The 19,710-nt window shown below is 42.9% G+C and carries 25 protein-coding genes; 7 read left to right on the top strand and 18 right to left on the bottom strand.

Annotation, left to right across the window (positions count from 1 at the left end; all coding sequences use genetic code 11):
- The first annotated feature begins 75 nt into the window (after positions 1-75).
- On the top strand, positions 76-1,203 hold the full coding sequence (locus tag H6F41_RS03910; protein WP_408962531.1) for an undecaprenyldiphospho-muramoylpentapeptide beta-N-acetylglucosaminyltransferase: 1,128 nt from the start codon (positions 76-78) through the stop codon (positions 1,201-1,203).
- Positions 1,204-1,313: 110 nt separating this feature from the next.
- On the opposite strand, the gene argF is transcribed toward H6F41_RS03910, so the two are convergent.
- A complete protein-coding gene (gene argF, locus H6F41_RS03905) occupies positions 1,314-2,225 on the bottom strand; it encodes an ornithine carbamoyltransferase (RefSeq protein WP_190402173.1) in 912 nt (303 codons plus the stop codon).
- An 88-nt stretch (positions 2,226-2,313) separates the two neighbouring features.
- Between argF and H6F41_RS03900 the strand changes: the two genes are divergently transcribed.
- The gene (locus H6F41_RS03900; RefSeq protein ID WP_190402172.1) at positions 2,314-5,304 is read left to right on the top strand and encodes a UPF0182 family protein; all 2,991 of its coding nucleotides are present in this window, start codon (positions 2,314-2,316) and stop codon (positions 5,302-5,304) included.
- Here H6F41_RS03900 and H6F41_RS03895 read toward each other — a convergent pair.
- From H6F41_RS03895 to H6F41_RS03840, 12 genes are all read right to left on the bottom strand, one after another.
- Complete coding sequence (locus H6F41_RS03895; RefSeq protein ID WP_190402240.1) at positions 5,301-5,843, bottom strand: YqeG family HAD IIIA-type phosphatase; 543 nt, start codon at positions 5,841-5,843, stop codon at positions 5,301-5,303. The two genes, H6F41_RS03900 and H6F41_RS03895, sit on opposite strands and share 4 nt — an antisense overlap.
- A 65-nt stretch (positions 5,844-5,908) precedes the next feature.
- Positions 5,909-6,568: a Na(+)/H(+) antiporter subunit B gene (locus tag H6F41_RS03890; protein WP_190402171.1), complete on the bottom strand. Its 660-nt coding sequence runs from the start codon at positions 6,566-6,568 to the stop codon at positions 5,909-5,911.
- A 57-nt stretch (positions 6,569-6,625) separates the two neighbouring features.
- Positions 6,626-7,303 carry a DUF4040 domain-containing protein gene (locus tag H6F41_RS03885; RefSeq protein WP_190402170.1) on the bottom strand — a complete coding sequence of 226 codons (678 nt, stop codon included), beginning with the start codon at positions 7,301-7,303 and terminating at the stop codon, positions 6,626-6,628.
- Positions 7,304-7,378: 75 nt separating this feature from the next.
- On the bottom strand, positions 7,379-7,666 hold the full coding sequence (locus H6F41_RS03880; protein ID WP_190402169.1) for a monovalent cation/H(+) antiporter subunit G: 288 nt from the start codon (positions 7,664-7,666) through the stop codon (positions 7,379-7,381).
- 2 nt (positions 7,667-7,668) lie between these two features.
- The gene (locus tag H6F41_RS03875; protein ID WP_190402168.1) at positions 7,669-7,953 is read right to left on the bottom strand and encodes a hypothetical protein; all 285 of its coding nucleotides are present in this window, start codon (positions 7,951-7,953) and stop codon (positions 7,669-7,671) included.
- The gene (locus H6F41_RS03870) at positions 7,950-8,342 is read right to left on the bottom strand and encodes a Na+/H+ antiporter subunit E (protein ID WP_190402167.1); all 393 of its coding nucleotides are present in this window, start codon (positions 8,340-8,342) and stop codon (positions 7,950-7,952) included. The genes H6F41_RS03875 and H6F41_RS03870 overlap by 4 nt, the downstream gene beginning before the upstream one ends.
- Entirely contained in the window at positions 8,339-9,811 is a 1,473-nt protein-coding gene (locus tag H6F41_RS03865; protein ID WP_190402166.1) for a cation:proton antiporter, read from the bottom strand. The genes H6F41_RS03870 and H6F41_RS03865 overlap by 4 nt, the downstream gene beginning before the upstream one ends.
- Entirely contained in the window at positions 9,808-10,143 is a 336-nt protein-coding gene (locus H6F41_RS03860) for a cation:proton antiporter subunit C (protein WP_190402165.1), read from the bottom strand. The genes H6F41_RS03865 and H6F41_RS03860 overlap by 4 nt, the downstream gene beginning before the upstream one ends.
- 159 nt (positions 10,144-10,302) lie before the next feature.
- Positions 10,303-11,394, bottom strand: a complete 1,092-nt coding sequence (gene mltG / locus H6F41_RS03855) for an endolytic transglycosylase MltG (protein WP_242022899.1) — start codon at positions 11,392-11,394, stop codon at positions 10,303-10,305.
- Positions 11,357-11,911, bottom strand: coding sequence for a DUF3727 domain-containing protein (locus H6F41_RS03850; protein WP_190402164.1), 555 nt, complete (start codon positions 11,909-11,911; stop codon positions 11,357-11,359). The genes mltG and H6F41_RS03850 overlap by 38 nt, the downstream gene beginning before the upstream one ends.
- Before the next feature lie 132 nt (positions 11,912-12,043).
- On the bottom strand, positions 12,044-12,472 hold the full coding sequence (gene ruvX / locus H6F41_RS03845; protein WP_190402163.1) for a Holliday junction resolvase RuvX: 429 nt from the start codon (positions 12,470-12,472) through the stop codon (positions 12,044-12,046).
- A 36-nt stretch (positions 12,473-12,508) separates the two neighbouring features.
- Complete coding sequence (locus H6F41_RS03840) at positions 12,509-13,150, bottom strand: bifunctional 4-hydroxy-2-oxoglutarate aldolase/2-dehydro-3-deoxy-phosphogluconate aldolase (protein WP_190402238.1); 642 nt, start codon at positions 13,148-13,150, stop codon at positions 12,509-12,511.
- Between the two features lie 155 nt (positions 13,151-13,305).
- On the opposite strand from H6F41_RS03840, the gene bcp reads away from it, so the two are divergent.
- The 3 genes from bcp (at position 13,306) to H6F41_RS03825 (ending at position 15,939) form a co-directional block, all read left to right on the top strand.
- Entirely contained in the window at positions 13,306-13,761 is a 456-nt protein-coding gene (bcp, locus tag H6F41_RS03835) for a thioredoxin-dependent thiol peroxidase (RefSeq protein WP_190402162.1), read from the top strand.
- A gap of 35 nt (positions 13,762-13,796) precedes the next feature.
- On the top strand, positions 13,797-14,690 hold the full coding sequence (gene folP / locus H6F41_RS03830) for a dihydropteroate synthase (protein WP_242022898.1): 894 nt from the start codon (positions 13,797-13,799) through the stop codon (positions 14,688-14,690).
- 145 nt (positions 14,691-14,835) lie between these two features.
- Positions 14,836-15,939: a phosphotransacetylase family protein gene (locus tag H6F41_RS03825; RefSeq protein ID WP_190402161.1), complete on the top strand. Its 1,104-nt coding sequence runs from the start codon at positions 14,836-14,838 to the stop codon at positions 15,937-15,939.
- Positions 15,940-16,032: 93 nt separating this feature from the next.
- Here the strand turns inward: H6F41_RS03825 and H6F41_RS03820 are convergent, their stop codons facing one another.
- The 5 genes from H6F41_RS03820 to H6F41_RS03800 all read right to left on the bottom strand — a co-directional run bounded on the left by H6F41_RS03820 (position 16,033) and on the right by H6F41_RS03800 (position 18,124).
- The gene (locus H6F41_RS03820; protein ID WP_190402160.1) at positions 16,033-16,263 is read right to left on the bottom strand and encodes a TIGR02450 family Trp-rich protein; all 231 of its coding nucleotides are present in this window, start codon (positions 16,261-16,263) and stop codon (positions 16,033-16,035) included.
- A gap of 40 nt (positions 16,264-16,303) precedes the next feature.
- Positions 16,304-16,549: a DUF3134 domain-containing protein gene (locus tag H6F41_RS03815; protein ID WP_190402159.1), complete on the bottom strand. Its 246-nt coding sequence runs from the start codon at positions 16,547-16,549 to the stop codon at positions 16,304-16,306.
- 83 nt (positions 16,550-16,632) lie between these two features.
- On the bottom strand, positions 16,633-16,971 hold the full coding sequence (locus H6F41_RS03810; RefSeq protein WP_190402158.1) for a YbaB/EbfC family nucleoid-associated protein: 339 nt from the start codon (positions 16,969-16,971) through the stop codon (positions 16,633-16,635).
- Between the two features lie 102 nt (positions 16,972-17,073).
- A complete protein-coding gene (locus tag H6F41_RS03805) occupies positions 17,074-17,664 on the bottom strand; it encodes a chromophore lyase CpcT/CpeT (protein WP_190402157.1) in 591 nt (196 codons plus the stop codon).
- Positions 17,665-17,689: 25 nt separating this feature from the next.
- On the bottom strand, positions 17,690-18,124 hold the full coding sequence (locus tag H6F41_RS03800) for a DUF29 family protein (RefSeq protein WP_190402156.1): 435 nt from the start codon (positions 18,122-18,124) through the stop codon (positions 17,690-17,692).
- 57 nt (positions 18,125-18,181) lie between these two features.
- Here H6F41_RS03800 and H6F41_RS03795 point away from each other — a divergent pair, with 57 nt between their 5' ends.
- Positions 18,182-18,442: a hypothetical protein gene (locus tag H6F41_RS03795; protein WP_190402155.1), complete on the top strand. Its 261-nt coding sequence runs from the start codon at positions 18,182-18,184 to the stop codon at positions 18,440-18,442.
- 64 nt (positions 18,443-18,506) lie between these two features.
- Positions 18,507-19,658 carry a hypothetical protein gene (locus tag H6F41_RS03790; RefSeq protein WP_190402154.1) on the top strand — a complete coding sequence of 384 codons (1,152 nt, stop codon included), beginning with the start codon at positions 18,507-18,509 and terminating at the stop codon, positions 19,656-19,658.
- The last annotated feature ends 52 nt before the right edge of the window (positions 19,659-19,710 follow it).

Here is a 19,710-nt window from a genome sequence, read left to right as displayed (position 1 = left end):
AGTCGCTACAATAACCGCAGAGAAAAGTTACATATTCTCACGATCATTCAAGATAGCCAGAACCAAATAAACACCGTGAGCGCAACTAATCAAATTCAAACTTCGCCCAATTTGCAGCCAGCCAAGAAAAGCAAAATTGTCTTGACAGGTGGCGGTACGGCTGGACATGTTAGTCCCAATATTGCGCTGATTCCTGACCTTGTGGCTAGTGGCTGGGAAATTGTCTATATTGGCTCAAAGAATGGTATCGAGAAACAATTGGTTGCGGAAACGGGACTGCGTTATTACGGCATTTCCTCTGGGAAATTGCGTCGTTATTTTGATTGGCAGAACTTTATCGATCCGTTCAAAGTGATTAAGGGCATATTTGATGCTTACTTTGCGATCGCAAAAATTAAACCGCAAGTCGTATTTTCTAAGGGCGGATTTGTGACTGTCCCTGTTATTTTCGCGAGCTGGTTACAACGGATTCCTGTGATTATCCATGAGTCAGATTTTTCTTCAGGTTTAGCCAATCGCCTATCCATTCCCTTTGCGCGGAAGGTCTGTGTGACCTTCCCCGAAACTGTGCAGCATTTAGCGAAATATGCCGCGAAGGTAAAGCATACGGGGCTACCAATTCGTCCTGATATTCTATTGGGCAATGGCGATCGCGGTCGAGCGCTGTGCGGTTTTAATTATGATTTGCCCGTGCTTTTTGTGGTGGGTGGTAGTACGGGTTCAGCAAAAGTTAATCAAGCAATTCGTTCAGTTTTAGATGTGCTCACTCAGAAATATCAAGTTGTTCATGCTTGCGGTAAAGGCAATCTCGATGTCAATCTGCAAGGTCATCCCAACTATCAACAGTTTGAATATTTGGGAAGCGAACTCGCTGATATTTTAGCGATCGCAGATTTAGTGGTGTCACGGTCAGGGGCAAATGCTGTATTTGAATTTTTGACTTTACGCAAGCCCAATTTGCTCATTCCCCTATCAAAATTATCCAGCCGTGGTGATCAGATTCTTAATGCCAAGTCATTTCAAGCGCGTGGTTATAGTGCGGTTCTATTGGAAGAGGACTTAACCCGTGAGAGTTTGCTAGCGGCAATTGCGGATCTCGATAGTCGTCGTGATGAATATATTCAGAATATGCAGCAGAGTGAAGATGCTAATGCGATCGCAAAAATCGTGGCATTAATTGATGAATTTAAGCAGCTTTCCTAAAACCTCATTAATAACCCCTCCCTAGCCCTCCCCTTGCAAAAGGGAGGGAATGAAATTTTTAGTCTTCCCCCTTGGCAAGGGGGAATTAAAGGGAGTTTTTGAAAATGTCCTTACAAAACACTGGCTAGTAAAGCTTTTTGAGCATGAAGACGATTTTCGGCTTCATCCCAAATTCTTGACTGAGCACCTTCCATAACTTCGGCGGTAATTTCTTCGCCACGGTGGGCGGGCAAACAATGTAGGGCGATCGCATCTTTATGTGCCAAAGCCATCAATCCTGCATTTAATTGATAGGGTTGGAAAATGGGAATCCGATCCTCTGCCTCTGATTCTTGTCCCATGCTTGCCCAGACATCGGTATACAGCACATGGACATCCTGTGCGGCTGATTTGGGGTCGTCGGTGACGATTACCTCGGAATTTTGAGCGAGTGCCTTAGCTTGAGCAACAACATTAGGATCGGGCATGAAACCTTGAGGGGAGGCAATCCGCACATTCATACCGACGAGAGCGCAGCCAATCATTAGCGAATGCGCCATATTATTACCATCACCAAGATAAGTCAGGGTTAGCCCCTTGAGAGATTCAAAGTTTTCCATAACCGTCAACAAGTCCGCCAAAACTTGGCAGGGATGCTCTAAATCGCTGAGGGCATTGATAATCGGCATCTTTGAGAACTTGGCAAAGGTTTCTAGTTCCGCCTGCTCAAAGGTGCGAATTGCCAAAACATCTAAATAGCGATCGAGAACTCTGGCAGTATCTTCTATGGGTTCGCCGCGACTGACTTGAGTTACATTAGGATCAAGGTCGATTACATGTCCACCCAGTTGGTGCATGGCGACGGTAAAGCTAACTCTAGTTCTAGTCGATGCTTTGCGAAAGAGCAAGCCAAGGGTTTTGCGCTGAAAGTCAAACTGTACTTCTCCTGCCTTGAGTTGTTTGGCTAATGTCAGCAATTCCTGAATTTCGCTTGGTTGCAAATCCGCCAAACTAAGAAGATCTCTGCCCTGAAGGTTTCCCATTTTTGTTAGTTAGAAAAGACTTGTAATGACTGTATCATCAACTTACAGCCCTGAACGCTCATCATAAACCTCGCTTTTAGACAAATTCATGAAGTTAATTCCTTCAAAAATAAACCTATTGAATATCTCTAAGCATTATTACCTGTGGCTGTTTTTGGGGCTTTTAGGTTTAGTTTTGATTAGCGAAATAGTGGCGCGACTGGGGGCAGAAATTTTATGGTTTCAAGAAATGGGCTACCTACCCATGTACTTGGTGCGGCTATCGGTGCAGATGGGATTGGGAATTAGTGCTTTTGCGATCGCAATCTTCTATTTATTCCGCAATTTACATATTTCCCAAAGGCTCAAATATGCCGATCTGCACGCCGATTTACCTAGGGATGTAGCCCGTCAGCAACTAAAAGCTCGCCGCCGATCATTGAATCAACAGGGTGAATTTCCCCAATACATTCCCACATCCCTACGCTTACGTTGGTTATTGCCCCTCACGTTGGGCTTAGCTTTACTCACCTGTTTACTGCTGATTCATTATGGACAGGTGGCGATTACCCAATGGCGACCTGTAACCAGCCAGTCCAGTACCCCACTGATTGCCCCGTTTCTATTTCGCCCCGAAACTATTGCCCAATTGTTAGCCCAGATTAGCAAAGATAGTCGTGCTGCGATTGGTACTTTGGTGGTGGCAATTGGCATCCTTATCTATCCCAAGGTTCTTTTAAAAGCGATCGCAGTTTTGATCAGTGGCTCAACTGCATGGGTGATTTCTCGACAATGGACGCGGATTATCCCCTACTTTCAACCCACCAGTTTTGAGCGCACCGAGCCAGTTTTTAATCAAGACATTGGCTTTTATATTTTCAATTTACCCACCCTAGAAATTCTGGAATTTGGTCTAGTTAGTATTGGTCTATACGGTTTTATTGCCGTACTTTTAACCTATCTCCTATCGGGCAGTAGCCTCAGCGAAGGCAAGTTTATCGGCATCTCCCACGATCAACAGCGTCATCTCTATGGCATGGGTGGCGTGATGATGCTGGTCATTGGATTTAGCTATTGGCTCAATCGCTATGAGCTTTTATATTCACCACGCGGCGTTTCCTATGGCGCAAGCTATACCGATACGGTGGTGCAGTTGCCCGTATATACAGGGCTGAGTTTTTTAGCCTTTGCGATCGCAATTTACTTAATTTTGCGCTGGATCAAATTTCACCGTCAACCCGTTAGTCGCAAGCCTGTAGTTGCCGCTTTATCCATATATCTAACCATGGCAATTGGTCTCGGTATCGGCTTACCGATCGCCGTGCAATCTCTGATTGTGCAGCCCAATGAACTTGCCCGTGAACAACCCTATATCCAGCGTACGATCGCCCTTACCCGCGAAGCCTTTGGACTCGAAAGCATTAATTCACAGGTATTTAACCCACAGGGTAAATTAACCGAAAAGTCAATTCAAGATAATGATCTCACCGTTCGCAATATTCGCCTTTGGGATCAACAACCACTCCTCGCCACCAATCGTCAACTTCAGCAAATTCGCCTCTACTACAGCTTCCCCGATGCCGATATCGATCGCTATACGATCAGTGAACAAAACTCTAGTCCCACAAATAGCAAAACTAGCCAACAGCAGGTACTCATCGCTGCCAGAGAATTAGACTATACCGCCGTTCCCCAAGAAGCCCAAACTTGGGTAAACCAGCATTTGATCTATACCCATGGCTATGGCTTTACCCTCAGCCCTGTCAATCGGGTTGGGGCAGGAGGTTTGCCAGAATACTTCATCAAAGATATCGGCGTTACTCAAGGTACTCCCCTCACCACATCTAGCCCAGCCGTGCGGAATAGTATCCCCATTGGTCAGCCCCGCATCTATTACGGTGAAAATACCGATACCTATGTGATGACTGCCACAAAAGTTAAGGAACTAGACTATCCCAGCGACAATGACAATGTGTACAACATTTACGATGGACGCGGTGGCATTGCCCTCAATTCCTTTTGGCGCAGGATTTTATTTGCTAAATATCTCAACGATTGGCGCATGGTAGTCACCCCTGAATTTCTGCCCGAAACTAAGTTACTGTTTCGCCGCAACATCATGCAGCGAATTAAAGCAATCGCCCCATTTTTACGATATGACAGCGACCCCTACATCGTTGCCGCCCGTACCAAAAGCAATACAGAAGATCCCAGTAATCTCTATTGGATCGTTGATGCCTACACCACTAGCGATCGCTATCCATACTCCGATATTGGCAAAGAAGGTATTAATTACATTCGCAATTCCGTCAAGGTGGTAATCGATGCCTATCACGGCAAAGTGGACTTCTATATTGCCGACCCCAGTGACCCAATGATTCGCACATGGTCAAAGATTTTTCCTGATTTATTAAAACCTCTGAGCGCTATGCCTGCAACTCTGCGCCAGCACCTTCGCTATCCTGCCGATTTTTTCTCCATTCAATCAGAACGCTTGATGACCTATCACATGACTGACGCGCAAGTGTTCTATAACCGTGAAGATCAATGGCAAATCCCCAATGAAGTCTATGGCGATAAACCTCGCCTCGTTGATCCATATTATCTGATTACGAGTCTGCCTGAAGTTCCCTTTGAAGAATTCATTCTCCTATTACCGTTTACTCCCAAAGAACGTACAAATTTAGTAGCTTGGTTAGCGGCTCGTTCCGATGGAGAGAACTATGGAAAGTTACTGCTCTACACTTTTCCGAAGCAAATACTCGTTTATGGTCCAGAACAAATCGAAGCCCGCATCAATCAAGATCCCGTTATTTCTCAACAAATTTCTCTCTGGAATCGTCAAGGTTCACGGGTAATTCAAGGCAATCTATTAATCATTCCCATTGAACAATCGCTCTTATATGTAGAACCACTGTATTTAGAATCAACCCAAAACAAATTACCGACCCTAGTCCGCGTGATTGTCGCTTACGAAAATCGGATTGTGATGGCGCAAACTTTACAACAGGCGATCGCGGCGATCTTCAAACCAGAACCAGACATCACTCCACCAATTATTCGTCCTGTCGAAGCTCCAGTGACAGAGCCACAGCCTTAAATTTTTACACCCGATTTCCGAGCAATCCAGATTTCCCAATTACGGAGAAAGCTCGATCGCGCCTTAAACATAGTGGCAAGCGATGGCTTGAATACTAATTCTTCGCAAGGAGGCTGTACCAAAATTGTAAATAGTCCTAACCGATTACCCACAATCGTATCGGTAAATAGACGATCGCCCACCATTGCCACCTGTGCCGCAGGCAGTTCCATTGCTTCGAGAACTTGACGGACTACCCGACGTGACGGTTTACCCGCACGACTGCGATAGGGAAGATTGAGACTTTCGGCAACTTTTTGAATACGGCGATCGCTAAAATTATTACTAGCTAGCCAGATGGGATATTGCGATCGCATTAGCTCTACCCAACGACAAATTTCTTCCGACGCATCGGCTTCATCATCACCAATCAATGTATTATCCACGTCTAAAATCAAGCCGCGTAATCCATGGGTTTCCATGAGTTGCGGCGTGATCGTGTAAATTGGCGCTGACAAAACAAGGTCAGGAGCAATAAGTTTCCAAGCTTTCACAAATATTTTGAAAATGTTAATTAAATAATTAAGAATATCTTATCTCAGAATTACCCCAGCAGCATGAAGTGCTATAGCAAGCCACGATAGCGAATGAAGACTAAAACAACTGACCATGAGCCTAGTGCTACCTTAATCGCAACAAGAATATTCAGAATTGGGATGATGCCACCACTAATTAGCTCTCCCATTTGACCATAGGGTAGTTCTAGCCCAGAAAGTGTGATCACTGATAAAACAATAAAAATTAGAACCGATATCTTCTCCCAAGTTGCGGCGTGCCATCGCTTATATAGGTTCTGAAGTCTTTCTGGAGAGGAAGTAATCGCAATCAAGCCGATCGCCGTTCCACCTGCGACACCTGCGGCAAAGCCTCCTCCAGGACTGAGATGTCCACGAATTGCTAACTCGATCGCTACCAATGCCGCAATAGTTGCTCCCAATTGAGCAAGGACTATCGAAGTTTGATCGGTAAATTGGTAAATTCTCGTAAAGGGTTTCTCATTGGCAAGCAAAAAGTTTGCCCCCATAATTGCGATCGTAAAGACAATTACTTCAAAAATAGTGTCGTAAAGGCGATTGCGAAAAATGATGCCTGATACGACATTACTTACGCCACTATCTTGGGCGATCGCCTCGACAATCGAGAAAGGCAAACTAGGCGCAGGGTTGGGCAAAAATAGCATTTTTATAAAAAAAGCAATTCCCGCGATTATATAAATCCATTTCATTGTTCTTGGGGGAGTAGTTAAGATGGTAGAAGTTTAGAGTTATCCCAAAACTAATTGCTAGATGTGAATTAATTGAACATTAGCCAAATCTGGATTCGCTTGCATAATCTCATAAAGCCGATGCAAACGGATTTTGATTTGATAAAATCTGGCTTGATTAACTTCTTGAGGCTCAGCATCATGCAAAGTGGCATGTACAAGTTTATCAATTAGTGCTTGTTCTAAGGCTGCTTCGTTCTCATAGGGAACTAATTCAACTCGCATATAGTATTTACTGAAAGTATTCTTGAGGACATCGATCAATTTCTCAAAATTAGATATAGAAATATGATCGTGAGCTATTTTATTATCCTTATCTATAACTGCATGTTCATCAAACTGCTCAGGTTGTTGTAATTCTTTTTGCCCTAATTGCCCAAAGGGAAGATAGAGCTTATTTAATTCTTCTTCTAAATCATGAGCGATCGCCATCTCCTCAACCACACCCAAACGCAAAACTAAAGAGGAACGTACCGCCACTGCTTGGAGCATTGTTGCTAAAAAAGCTCCGACTAGTGCCTCAGTCAGCGCCACATCCGCCGCACCTAAAATCGTATAGACTAACGCCGATACTGCTCCTAAAATGCCGCGAATGACTAGAGCTTTGTAGGGATTAGTTTGGAATACCAACATTGATGCTGATATTGGTAACAGCACTGCGATCGCATAGACATAACCATCGTAATTACTAATCATTTACTGTTTTAATACTGTTCTAATCTTGGGGAATGCTTAATTGTTTTTGGGATGTGTGAATGCAACGCAACGAATCTATTTCTTTTTAGCCGTACTGCTGGAACAGTATGCCAGCACATAGCACAGCATCGTATTCCATAGAGCTAAGGAAATAATTGCAAGAATCAGTAATGGCAATTCCTTGGGGCGGAGTAAGACTAAACCAAATACAATCGAGATCGAGCCAATGGTGTCAGATACCGAAAGGCTGTGCAGTTTAAAAAGCACCGATCGCTTCGTTAGTAAAGCCGAAGTTCCCCAAAACCAGAATATTAATCCACCAAAAATACAAATGTAACTGAGGATATTCGCTAAAGTGGTCATGCTTATATGTCTCCTGTCCGCCTAATGATATGAGCTAGGAGCATAAATCCCGCATTACCGACGCTCAAAATAATTACGCCCACTACACCGATCATCCAATCATCGCGCAATATTGCTATCACTAAAATCATTACGGCAGCTTTGGCGGCAATACTGGAAAAAGCAAGCATAATTTCCCAAATATCGTCATTATTCTTCCACGCCTGATATAGCGGAATTACTAAAGAAAAAACCATCGCGCCCACGACAAAATTTAATATGGCATTAGTTGATAAATCAATGTTCATGGATTATTCCTCTTCTGGCGTTTAATAACGTGATGCACTAAATACCAGCCCTCATCGTGATGGCTCAGTACAATGGTTTTGGGTGTGAAGGTAATCAAGAAGATATCTAAGAAAACTAATGCTGCCGATCGCCGATATTTGGCTTTTTCAATCACCACTTCTTCGTATTTATGGGGTTGCAGAATCATTTCTAGTGATTCGACATAGGCTTGGGGGACTGCTTTAATAAGTCTACCGATGCCTCGCAAAATATCTTTAAAGCGAACGTTTTCCGATCGGTAATAGGGCATGATCAGGGAGATACTCACGCCAATGATGATATTGGTGATACTGAAATTGGCGGTTAGCAAAAACCAGATCACGATTCGTAAAATAAATTGTCCAATCATGCCAGCACCATCCAGAACAGTAGAATTAACGTCAGGCTCATAACCCCAATCAGATGCTCAAAATCCTCAAACAACTTGGAAAATTTGACCGTAGCGCGTTTAAAAATTAGCCAATAGGCTAACCAACCGATCGCGATCGTTGCTAGAGGTTTGACGGCATTTTCCAGAGTATAGGCTTCATAGTAAACGGCATTTGCCACAAACAAGCCGCCTAATAAAATGGCGATCGCCACCCAAAACTCCACCTGCAACGGTGCTTTCAGCACTGATTGCCCTTGATCATTAGTCTGATTGTGGGGAGTTTGATTGTAATGGGGCAGGAAAATAAACTTCGCAAAGGAGATCGCTGTACCTAAAGCCGCAATGTTCATGCCGATTACTTGCCAAGGTAGGAGATTTTTCATGGTTAATACTTTCGCCCCAAATCCAGATAGTAAGGGAAACCCAGAAATGGAAAAGCTGGCAATTACCAAAGGTATCCAGAGTTGATTGAGAATAGGCTGATGCTGCAATTCTTTGAGGTTACGGCTAGGCAATTTGCCCGCAATTAGGAACAGAGCCGCTTTGACTAAGCCGTGGGTGAGCGCATAGAAGCCGCCAACCTCTGGTGCTGCGAGGATAAAACCTAACTGCGAAATGGTGTGAAAGGCTAACATCCGTTTGGAATCTTTCTCGAATACGGCAAAAAACACGCCAAACAGAGCAGTTAAAACCCCAAAAATTCGCACGATTGGATCAAGTTCTTCGATTAGTAAGGCACAGCGCACTAATGGCAAGACTCCCGCCTTCACGACCACGCCCGACATCATCGCCGACACTGGCGACTCCGATTCGGCATGGGTTAAGGGCAACCATAGCCCTGAAACAAAGATGCCACCCTTAGCTAATAGCCCCAAAAAGATCAAGGCGATCGCTTCAGGAGGTGCGCCCCGCAGTCCGCTAAAGGTAAAGGAATTGTTGGCTTTGTAAACCAATACCGCCCCAATCAGGTAAAACAGCATGGCAACGTTACTGACAAACAAATAGCGCAAGCCAATCCAAATAGAGCGATCGCTACGGGGGTAAGCAATCAACAAAAATGTGGCAATGCTAATTACCTCTAGGGCAACATACAAACTAATAAAATCTGAGCAGGCAAAAGCGGCATTGACACTGCCATGCAAGATCAAAACTTGGGCATAAAAAAAGGCAGTTCTATCTGAATGCCAACAATAAATAATCACCGCCGCCGTGACGAGAGCATTGGTCAAAATAAAAAATCCTGCCAAAGGATCAAGAACCAAGGTCACGCCAAAGTTATCGAGCAGTCGTAGGTTAATTGGAGTTTGCTGGACAAACAGAGGAATCACATATAGCGCTGATGCCAATGCACCGACTAAAGCCAAAATGCGATCGCACTTCGGAAATATATAAATAATGAATCCCACCAAAAATGGTAGGACAATCCAGAGCAACGTTAGAAAAGTCATACCAGATCACTCTTCTCAATCTCATGAATTTCCAAGGTGGGATTATTGCGTGCGAGTTTGATCACCCCAACTAACATCAATGCTTGAATTGAGAAGCCAATCACGATCGCCGTCAAAATTACAGCCTGCGGTACTGGGTCAGCGTAGTTAGTTCTTGGGATATCGCTGAGGATTGGTGTAAATACTCCTTGTCGGGATGCAATTACTACAAAATAGGCGATTACGCCCGTGCTCATCACATCCATAGAAATGATTTTCATGACAAGATTCCTTTTCAGGATAATTCCTAAAAAACCAAGGAGTATCGTTGCAAGGACAAAGGCTTCTAGCACATTAATTTTCTCTCGTAGTATTAACGAATAGAATTTACTTTAGATGTTTATGGAGCTTTTATATTCCAATTAAACCCAGAAAATTCTCTATACATAGCTGCTATAAAAAGCTAAGAGAGTCACGGTAATTTGTACCGTGACTCTCTCTTAGCTTTTTATTTATTGCTTTGGTGTTTGTTGTTGAATTTTTTTATCGATCTCTTGCAGGGCTTTTTCGTGATCTTCTAGGGTACGACTAAAAACATGACTGCCATCATACCTAGCGACAAAAAAGAAGTAATCAGTGTTGGCTGGCTCCAAAGTTGCCTTAAGGCTGGCTAATCCTACCGATGCGATCGCACCTGGTGGTAGCCCCTCATTGAGATAGGTGTTATAGGGAGACTCGGTGCGTACTTGACTCAAGGTTAGGGGTTTTTCACGGGTTTGGCGAATATTTAACCCATACTCAACAGTGGGGTCAGATTCGAGGCGCTTATTTTGCTTCAAGCGATTCCAAAACACACCCGCAATCAGACGACGCTCAGATTCGAGTACAGCTTCCTTTTCGACAATACTGGCGAGCGTGACCCAATCTTTGAGACTAATTTTGTTTTTCGGATTCCCTGATTGGTCTTCGTTGTAGATAGGTAGAGCTACTTGCTCAAAGCGATCAAGCATCAAATCAATAATGCGATCGGGAGTTGCTTCCGAGGGCAAGATTTGATAGGTATCTGGGAACAGAAATCCTTCTAAACTGGGTAAGTCTTCAGGAATCCAAGGTCTTCGCCTTGGGCTAGTTCTCTGAGCTGCTAGTACAAATTCTTCTGCTTTAAAAAATCCCTGCGCCTCAAATAGAGATGCCATCTGCGCGATTGACCAACCTTCAGGGATGGTAAATCTTACTTCTGTAGATTGATCACTTTGGATTTTGCCAACTACTTCTGACAATGGCTGATTGGTCATGAAATCGTAAGTTCCTGACCGTAATGCTCCTGCGTTACTCCCCCTTAGTGTTTGCCATTGTAGCCATATCCGCAGGGCTAAACTCGAACGAATTACGCCTGCGGCTTCTAACTCTTGTGCGATCGCTTGGGTTGGCATTCCATCGGTGATCGTCAAGCGAATTTTTGAACCGAAGCTACTAGGTGCTGCACTTGCCCAGAGCCACCATGCACTACTAGCGATGCCAGTAAATATGATGGTTGCAGGGAGTGCAACACCAAAAAATAGCCAATTAGAACTCTTCTTCGGCATCTTCTGTGCTGAGGACATGATCTAGATATTGCTCCACATAAGGCTCAAGGTCTGCCATTTCCTCGGCTGTAAGGATCTGGGGCTGACCGTCATCGCCAACTTTGGCAATAAACATGAGTGGATCGAGGGATGTAAATACGGAAAAAGCTTGCTCTTCATAATAGAAATGCGCTAGTTCTTGAAATTCACCACAGTTGCCGTCTTCTTCAGTATCAATCTCAATGATGTCTTCTTCCGTTGGCTCAGGTAATTCCCCTGCCACGGTCAAGGTATGTGCCGAACGCTTGAGGGAAAGATTTTGTTCTGCTAAAACCGCCTGAGCGACTGGAAAAATTAGATCGATTTCTTCCTCAGTAACATCGACTAATTCAGTCTCTTCTTCGTCATCAGTTTCTTGCCATGCAAAGATTTGCACAGAAAAATCCACTGGTTGCAGCAACAAATATTCGGTGCTGTCCACTTTAAATGCGGTTTCGACAGTGCAAGGCAAACTCTTACCTGCGTCATCCGTCAGTACGATCGTCGATCCTTCCATAGATTGCTGTTTTGTATCCTATAGCACTACTAGCTTAGAGAAACCCTGTGGTATAAGGCTTTTGGCGCTCCTAAGCATTATGACAGCAAAGGGGACAGTTTATAGAAAAGTCTCGCAAAGCAAGAATTTAATCTATGAACTTGGTTGACATTTAAGAGCTAGCCATTGTTGCAAGATTAGTGCCGCAGCTTTGCGATCAATCATCTCTTTATTGTGCCTTGTGGAAATCCCTTGAGACTTCATCATCTCTTCGGCTTCGTAGGAGGTTAAGCGCTCATCGACATATTCCACTGCTATACCTAATTGTTTGGCAGCGCCATTGGCAAATTTTTGGACATGTTTGGCTTGATGCCCCAGAGAGCCATCCATGTTGTAGGGTAAGCCAACCACAAGGATATTGATGCTCCGTTCTGTAATTAGCGATCGCAAAATTGCCATGTCTTCATCCCACGATTTACGAATAATCGTAGTAATGCCATGGACAGATATGCCGAGGCGATCGCAACCCGCGACACCAATTCGCTTTCTGCCGACATCAAGCCCTAATGCTGCATATTGCATAAATTACTTTTGGAATGTTGTGCAAAGCAAGACATGCTATTGATTTTGAAATGGTTGAACCTTTTGGATTAATGCTTGCGATCGCAAAGTGATCGTTGTCCAATCATCATTGGCAATCACTTCTTCGGTAAACAAATGACTAGAAATGCCCACAGCGATCGCCCCTGCGGCAAGATATTGATCGGCATTTTGCATCGTAATCCCACCCGTAGGAATTAAGGGAATATCGCGAAGTACAGGCTGGAGACATTTTAAATAATCCACTCCCCCCGCGATTTTGATGGGAAAAACCTTAACAGCCGCAGCACCCGCTTGCCATGCGGTTACGATTTCGGTGGGGGTCAAGGCTCCTGCAATTACAGGAATATGATTTTCGACCCCCTTAGCAATTAATTCAGGATTGGTATGAGGTGTAAATAAAAAGCTACAACCACAGTCAATCGCTCGTTCTGCCATATCTAAATCTAAGATTGTGCCTGTACCAATTTTGCAATCAGGTAGTTCCTGTTGCAATTTGGGAATGAGCGACTCCGCGCGATCAGTATTCCAAGCAATTTCAATCAGCTTAATGCCACCTGCGGCGGAAGCAAGTGCCATTTCCCTTGCAGTACCAACATTATCGGCACGAATAACGGCAATAATGCGATGCTGCTGCAACAAACTGAGCCAAGGATTCACAGGATTTTGCAAAAGTTTGCATTTGCGATCAACTGCCCAAGATCATGACACAAAGCTTTGTTTTTGCAAACCCGACAATAAGCAGCCGTGCTTCATGATATAAAGCGAGTAGCGGCGCTCCGCGTCACTACTCGTTCTCCTGATAAAAAATATCTATGAATTTGAAAGTAGGCGATATCGCTCCCGATTTTAGTGTGCCTGATACCCATGGCAACCTCGTAACCCTCTCTAGCCTCAAGGGGCAGCGTGTAGTTTTATATTTTTATCCCCGTGACAATACTCCCGGATGCACTAAAGAAGCCTGTGGCTTTCGTGATCATTACGCCCAGTTTCAAGCCAAAAACACGCTGATTTTTGGTGTTAGTACCGACGATGCCAAGTCCCATCAAAATTTTACAGAAAAGTTTAAGTTGCCTTTCCCTTTACTCTGCGATGTTGACGCGCAAGTTGCCACAGCCTATGAGAGCTATGGACAGAAAAAATTTATGGGCAAAGAGTATATGGGTATCTTCCGCAATACCTTTGTGATTGATCCAGACGGTAAAATCGAGAAGGTTTATTTGGCTGTCAAAGCTGAACCGCATCCCGCGCAAGTTCTGGCGGATATCTGATTAAATAACAGCCTATTGATAGGAATGGTGAAAAATTGAGTTCCAGTAACACCAAGACTGCTAATGCACCGCAATTAACATCACAATTAACTAATTGGACGGTTCGCGATCGCAAATTTGTTTGGGGTGCGCGAACTTATCTAATGGGGATTTTGAATGTGACCCCCGATAGCTTTAGTGATGGTGGTCAATTTAACTCACGGGATGCGGCTCTGACTCAGGTCGCGCAGATGCTTCCTTACATCGACATCCTTGATATTGGTGGCGAATCAACCCGCCCCAATGCTCAGCCTGTCAGCGCCCAAGCAGAATGCGATCGCATTTTGCCAATCATCGAAGCAATCCGTACTGAATATCCAGAGTTGCCGATTTCTGTGGATACAGTTAAAGCGAGTGTGGCAAAGGCGGCGATTGCCGCAGGGGCAGATATGCTCAATGATGTGTCCGCAGGCAGATTTGACCCAGAGATGCTGCCCCTAGCAGGTAAGTTACAAGTGCCAATTTTTTTGATGCACATGCAGGGGGAACCACGCACAATGCAAGCCAATCCCAAATATCGGGATGTTGTACTAGACATTAAGCAATTTCTCAATGATGCCATTGCTGTAGCCAAGGCTTGCGGGATTCCGCGTCATCTGATCGCGATTGACCCCGGCATTGGTTTTGGCAAAACCCTTGAGCATAATCTGGAGATTTTAAGAAACTTACGCGCTTTCCAAACACTAGCCGCACCAATGCTTTTAGGCGTATCACGCAAAAGTTTTATCGGCAAAATTTGCAATCAACCAGATCCCTGTGATCGCTTATTTGGCACTGTGGCAGCCTGTGACGCTTGTATTGCTGGCGGAGCCGATATTTTGCGCGTCCATGATCCTAAAGAGGTTTTTAGTGCCTGTCAGATTAGTGACGCGATATATCGGCGTTCCTAGAAATTGCATGATTTGCATAATTCTGATGCATAAATATGCGATCGCAAAAACTATCCGTAACAGTCCATCAGTTACAATAACCAAATGGGATGTAGGTTTTAATACAATCCAGTAAAGTTTGTAATCATTTTTTAGAGGGCAAGACGTGCCACAGGCTAAGCATTTGCTGATTGGCTCCACCAGATCAGGCAGTGGGAAATCAGCAACAATTTTGGGACTGACATACAACTTGCAAGCCAAGGGTTACAAAATTGGCTACGGTAAACCAATTGGTACTTTTACGACCAAAGAATTACCCGAATCGGCAGAACGAACTGAAGCTGATGTGGAGTTTATTCAGCAAGCTCTAAATCTACCGCCATCACTTTTACGCCCCACACTCCTCAATCTTGATCGGGAGGCTCTTCAGCGCCGACTTTCTGGCGAAGATCAAGCTGATTATAGAATTAAGCTAGAGGAATACAAAAAAGATATTGATGGTGACTTAGTGCTTTTAGAAGCGCCTGCAAATACCGCCGAGGGAACAATCTTTGGCTTGTCATTGGAGCAAATGGCGGATCATCTCGACTCCCCAATTTTATTGGTAATGCGCTTTGGCTCATTGCTAGTCGTAGACCATATCTTGATGGCAAAACAACGCTTTGGCGATCGCCTCTTGGGCGTGGTCATTAACGACATTCCCGATGAACAATACGAAACTGCGCTCGAAGTGCTACATCCCTATCTAGAAAAACAGGGTGTTCCCGTGCTTGCCCTCATGCCCGAAAACCGGACTTTAAAGAGTGTCAGCATTGCGGAAATCATTGAACAACTGGGGGCAACCGTACTTTGTCAGCCCGAAAATGTAGAGCTAGACAAAATTATGGTAGAGGAGCTAAAAATTGGGGCAATGGATGTGAACTCCGCCCAAAGCTATTTTCGTAAGTCCTATAACAAAGTAGTTGTGACGGGCAGCAGTCGTATTGATCTGCAATTTGCAGCACTAGAAACATCGACCAATTGCATAATTTTGACAGGTCGTCCCATCGTTAACGAAGATGTTGCCCACAAAGCCATGGAGTTAGGTGTTCCCATCCTTGCCGTCAGCAAAGATACCCTCAGCACGGTCAGCATCATTGAGGCATCTTTAGGACAAGTCCGTTTGCATGAAGGTGTCAAAGTGACAAGCATCTGCGACATGATGGCGAAGTATTTTAATTTCAATCGCTTTTTGAAATTAATGGAAATCCCTACTCTAGTCGCTGTCTAAGTTTTCTCTACGATAAAAACGAGTTGTGGAGCGAAGCTCCACAACTCGTTTTTTTGTTTTGATTTGCCCTAGATAACTCTTTTTTTGTCAGATTCACATTTCTTGCAAAGTCTTCCACCCTGGCATCCATAGCGATCGACGTTGTAATGCCTTAGCATTCAACCAAAAACGTACTGAATCATCACAAGCTGCTTTTATTTCTGCAAAAACCAGATCGCCTTCATTCTTGCGATTAACCACCACAAAATGCCTCCAACCGAAGGTTTCTTGCATGGCAGTCCACTTAGAACCGATCAGATGGGGGAATTTCTGTTTTTTGGGCATATCACCTCATAAACAATGGAGCTAGCTCCATTGTTTATGTCTAGTCAACATCATCATCATCAAGATCGTCATCATCATCATCGATGTAGCTAGGATCGTCACCAAGCATCAATTCGCTCAACTCCTCAGCTTCATCATCAAACTTAAGGCTAGATTCCGTACCTTCTCTAGCAATGAGGCGACCTGTAGACTCAAGCCAATCAAGAATCGAAACTTCCTGTTGGGTGGGAATGAGTGCTGCGGGTTGGTTACGACGCTGTACGCGCAAGGCGGGATTGTTAATCATAAAAATATCAAATAAAAGTTTGAGTCTCATTCAAGCAATGTGTTTGCATAATTTGTTGGCACATTGCTTGAGGTCTACAAAACTTAGAAGCCTGCGGGCAAACCTAAGCCACCAGTGAGGTCTTCCATTTTTTGCTTCATTGTGCCAGTCGAAAGCTGATATGCATCTTTTAGTGCAGCGAGTACCAAGTCAGACAAAACCTCTGCACCTTCATTCAAAGCAGCAGGATCAATTTCCACGCCTTGAGGTTCTTGGTTGCCGCTTAGGGTAATTTTGACTAAACCACCACCTGATTCACCAGTTAGACGCAGTTGATCTAATTCTTCTTGCAGCTTTTTAGCGCCTTCTTGAATTTGCTGGGCTTTTTGGAAGGCTTCTTTCATTTTGCCTAAACCAAAGCCAAATCCTTTTCCCTCTGACATAGCAGTATCAGTTTTTTATCCTAAGTTTTCCCGTACATTATGTCACTAATCGTCACGATTCGGTAAGTACGGTCATTGCTAATGATGGCTCAAAGCGCAGAATTAGTAATGGGTAATTTCATGGCTAAAGTCTTGAATTTTTTTGAACTTGTAAAAATCCACAGTTGCCCCCCAGATAGCTGTGCCTGTTTCAGGATCGACTCCATGATCGCCACTCCAAAATTCATCAGCACTAGCCTCAAAACCTAAAACAACTTGGCGCGATTCGTTTAAATATTGAAAACAACATTTCGCTTCCTTGGGCATTTCGGCTTTGTAGCGATCGTTAGTAAATGAGACATCTAATAAACAACCAGCGAGGGGTTCGATGTCATTAATGGTGATTTGATTAAGCCGATCGCGATCGCGTCCAGCCCCAGTCCATGCGACAGGATCTTTAAATCCCCAATATTTCACCTGAATCTTGCCGTCATTTTCTACAAATTGCAAAATACGCTGACGATAAGGGCGATCGAGAATTAGGGCATTGGCTTGTTCGGCAAAGATGGCAATGCTGCCCAAAACGTTAAATGGGATGGGACGTTGCCACCAGACTAAATTCACAAACCAAACAGGTTGATCTAGCGATTGTTCACGATTGCTAAATTCACCTGCCATCCATGATGCGAGAGTTAATAGTTTTTCAGTTGTCATAATTTAATAATGAAGAATGCAATCGCTATTTCCAAAATCTTTTATGCAAAATTGATTCGATATCTCGTTCAAATTCCCATGCTTCAGGGAAATTCGTATCTGGATAGTCAGCAGTTAGAGCGTAAAGCGCAGATGAGTAGTTAAAATTAAACCTTTCATCCCAATCTTCTTTTAAGCTAGGGGCATCTCTAAAAATAAGCTTAATGCCGCATCGATAAAAGCTAATGTCGCTTTGCCATCTCTCAAACTGATTGGGTAAGGGGACGTATAGCCTTTTGAGCATATTTACGATCAAGTTTTTCAGCTTGTCATCTAAATCTCTTTTAAGGATATAGATCAAGCTTTCAAATTCTTCAATCAGGTTGTCTAAGTCCAGATTTTCAAAATCTTTGGCTTTAAGCTTAGTGACATTTTTCTGAATCCAAAGTATATAATCTTTATCAAATAAGGACTGATTCATTCTAATCTTTGCCTGTAAAATCAGTTGAGTATACTGGGAAAATACATAACTACTACTATGTTATCTTCCGCACTCAACCCAGTGAGGGATGATTGGCATTTTCTTGAGGTTTGGATCGATCCAATGCAGTCGCCGCCATATTTACTAATGTTGATGGGCGATCGCATGGGTGTATGTCGAGTTTGCGATCCTGTTGAAAATTATAAGGTTGTGTTAACTAGTCAAAGCTATGAAGAGGCACAATTATGGTTACTAGAAGATGAGTTTGAGCTAATTAACGGAAGACTTTCTCTTTCTGAAGTTTTAAAAGGTATGTAAGAAGTTGTAAAATTGTCTTGAGATCATTTCAAAGTATATATTAATACTATTAGCAATACTGTTTATGGCTACATTAGGAGGGATATTAATTGCTGACAAAAACTCCAAATTGGATTCTGGAGCTGCTTTTTTACTTTCCCATAAATGTAATGTCACTGAATTAGTATTTATTGATCCAAATTGGGAAGTAGAAGTTAAAGTAGCTTCTCCTTATGTAGTTGCTCGTTTTAAAGGCGCTACAGACGCAAATGATGCTTTCAATAAAGGCTATATTTTGGCGCAGCAAGGTTTAGATATTCTTTCAGTTACAGGCAAAGATAATTTATCAATTAAAAATGGTGATGATGAGTATCTAGTATGGTGGCGTAGTGAAGAATCCGAACAAATATTAAGGGTCGTTACTCTTTGTAGATGGTCAATAGAAGTTAGTATTAGTTTCGCTACTGAGCAGACTCAAAAACCTATTTATCACGAAAGCTTTCGCTACATTCGTTTGGCGCAAATTACTGACGATCTTTTTGATGCTTACCGAAATATGTATTTAGCACTTGAAATTTTAGTTAGTACAATTAGTCCAATAGCCAGAAAAGAATCAGAAAAGAATTGGCTAAAAAGAGTAATTAGCTCTTCCCCTGATTATTTTACTGAACAAAGAATAATTGAAGAAATTTATAAAATACGATGTGATTTATTTCATGCCAAGAAAAATAAAATTTATATACTACCACAAAAGAGTTTAGATGACAGAAAAAGAGTTTCTGATGGGTTAAATCATTTATCTACCTTGGTATTTAAAGTGCTTAGAAAATCACAGAATGTAAGAAGAAAAACAGGCGGAATTGTTAGCTCACTTAATGAATACTATAGTAAACAATCAGAAAAAATGTTTATTATTCTATCCGATGATGACACTCCTTTTAATGCTAATGAAACCATTGATAGCCCAACCTTTAAAAGTTCAGTAAAGATGATTACAAGATATGATTATGATTTGTCTGAGCAGAATTTTGTTGCTTTATTAGGTTCTATTGATGCTAGTAAATTACGAAATCTTAGTAAAATAGCTAGGCTTGGTTTGATTCGAGGAGATATATTAGCTATTACTGAGGTTGTTAGAGCTTCACTCACTTATAATTTAATTGATAAACTTGAAGTCCAAATGCGTTTACATGAAGATAATGAGATGAGAGAGTTTAAGCGATTTTTTTCTAGATAAATAAATTTTATTTTATCTAATTAAAATTTTTTAAGTATAACTATGTAATAAT

It is taken from the genome of Pseudanabaena mucicola FACHB-723, assembly GCF_014696385.1.
Classification (GTDB): Bacteria; Cyanobacteriota; Cyanobacteriia; order Pseudanabaenales; family Pseudanabaenaceae; genus Pseudanabaena.
This window is presented reverse-complemented; position numbering and strand designations above follow the sequence as displayed.

Coding starts and splice junctions, on each gene's coding strand:
- H6F41_RS03820 (WP_190402160.1), bottom strand. CDS start 16,263: ATGCCCAAAAAACAGAAATTCCCCCATCTGATCGGTTCTAAGTGGACT.
- H6F41_RS03885 (WP_190402170.1), bottom strand. CDS start 7,303: ATGATTAGTAATTACGATGGTTATGTCTATGCGATCGCAGTGCTGTTA.
- argF (WP_190402173.1), bottom strand. CDS start 2,225: ATGGGAAACCTTCAGGGCAGAGATCTTCTTAGTTTGGCGGATTTGCAA.
- H6F41_RS03900 (WP_190402172.1), top strand. CDS start 2,314: ATGAAGTTAATTCCTTCAAAAATAAACCTATTGAATATCTCTAAGCAT.
- H6F41_RS03800 (WP_190402156.1), bottom strand. CDS start 18,124: ATGAATCAGTCCTTATTTGATAAAGATTATATACTTTGGATTCAGAAA.
- H6F41_RS03865 (WP_190402166.1), bottom strand. CDS start 9,811: ATGACTTTTCTAACGTTGCTCTGGATTGTCCTACCATTTTTGGTGGGA.
- H6F41_RS03805 (WP_190402157.1), bottom strand. CDS start 17,664: ATGACAACTGAAAAACTATTAACTCTCGCATCATGGATGGCAGGTGAA.
- H6F41_RS03880 (WP_190402169.1), bottom strand. CDS start 7,666: ATGACCACTTTAGCGAATATCCTCAGTTACATTTGTATTTTTGGTGGA.
- H6F41_RS03850 (WP_190402164.1), bottom strand. CDS start 11,911: ATGGAAGGATCGACGATCGTACTGACGGATGACGCAGGTAAGAGTTTG.
- mltG (WP_242022899.1), bottom strand. CDS start 11,394: ATGTCCTCAGCACAGAAGATGCCGAAGAAGAGTTCTAATTGGCTATTT.
- H6F41_RS03890 (WP_190402171.1), bottom strand. CDS start 6,568: ATGAAATGGATTTATATAATCGCGGGAATTGCTTTTTTTATAAAAATG.
- H6F41_RS03790 (WP_190402154.1), top strand. CDS start 18,507: ATGGCTACATTAGGAGGGATATTAATTGCTGACAAAAACTCCAAATTG.
- H6F41_RS03875 (WP_190402168.1), bottom strand. CDS start 7,953: ATGAACATTGATTTATCAACTAATGCCATATTAAATTTTGTCGTGGGC.
- H6F41_RS03795 (WP_190402155.1), top strand. CDS start 18,182: ATGTTATCTTCCGCACTCAACCCAGTGAGGGATGATTGGCATTTTCTT.
- bcp (WP_190402162.1), top strand. CDS start 13,306: ATGAATTTGAAAGTAGGCGATATCGCTCCCGATTTTAGTGTGCCTGAT.
- H6F41_RS03870 (WP_190402167.1), bottom strand. CDS start 8,342: ATGATTGGACAATTTATTTTACGAATCGTGATCTGGTTTTTGCTAACC.
- H6F41_RS03810 (WP_190402158.1), bottom strand. CDS start 16,971: ATGTCAGAGGGAAAAGGATTTGGCTTTGGTTTAGGCAAAATGAAAGAA.
- ruvX (WP_190402163.1), bottom strand. CDS start 12,472: ATGCAATATGCAGCATTAGGGCTTGATGTCGGCAGAAAGCGAATTGGT.
- H6F41_RS03815 (WP_190402159.1), bottom strand. CDS start 16,549: ATGATTAACAATCCCGCCTTGCGCGTACAGCGTCGTAACCAACCCGCA.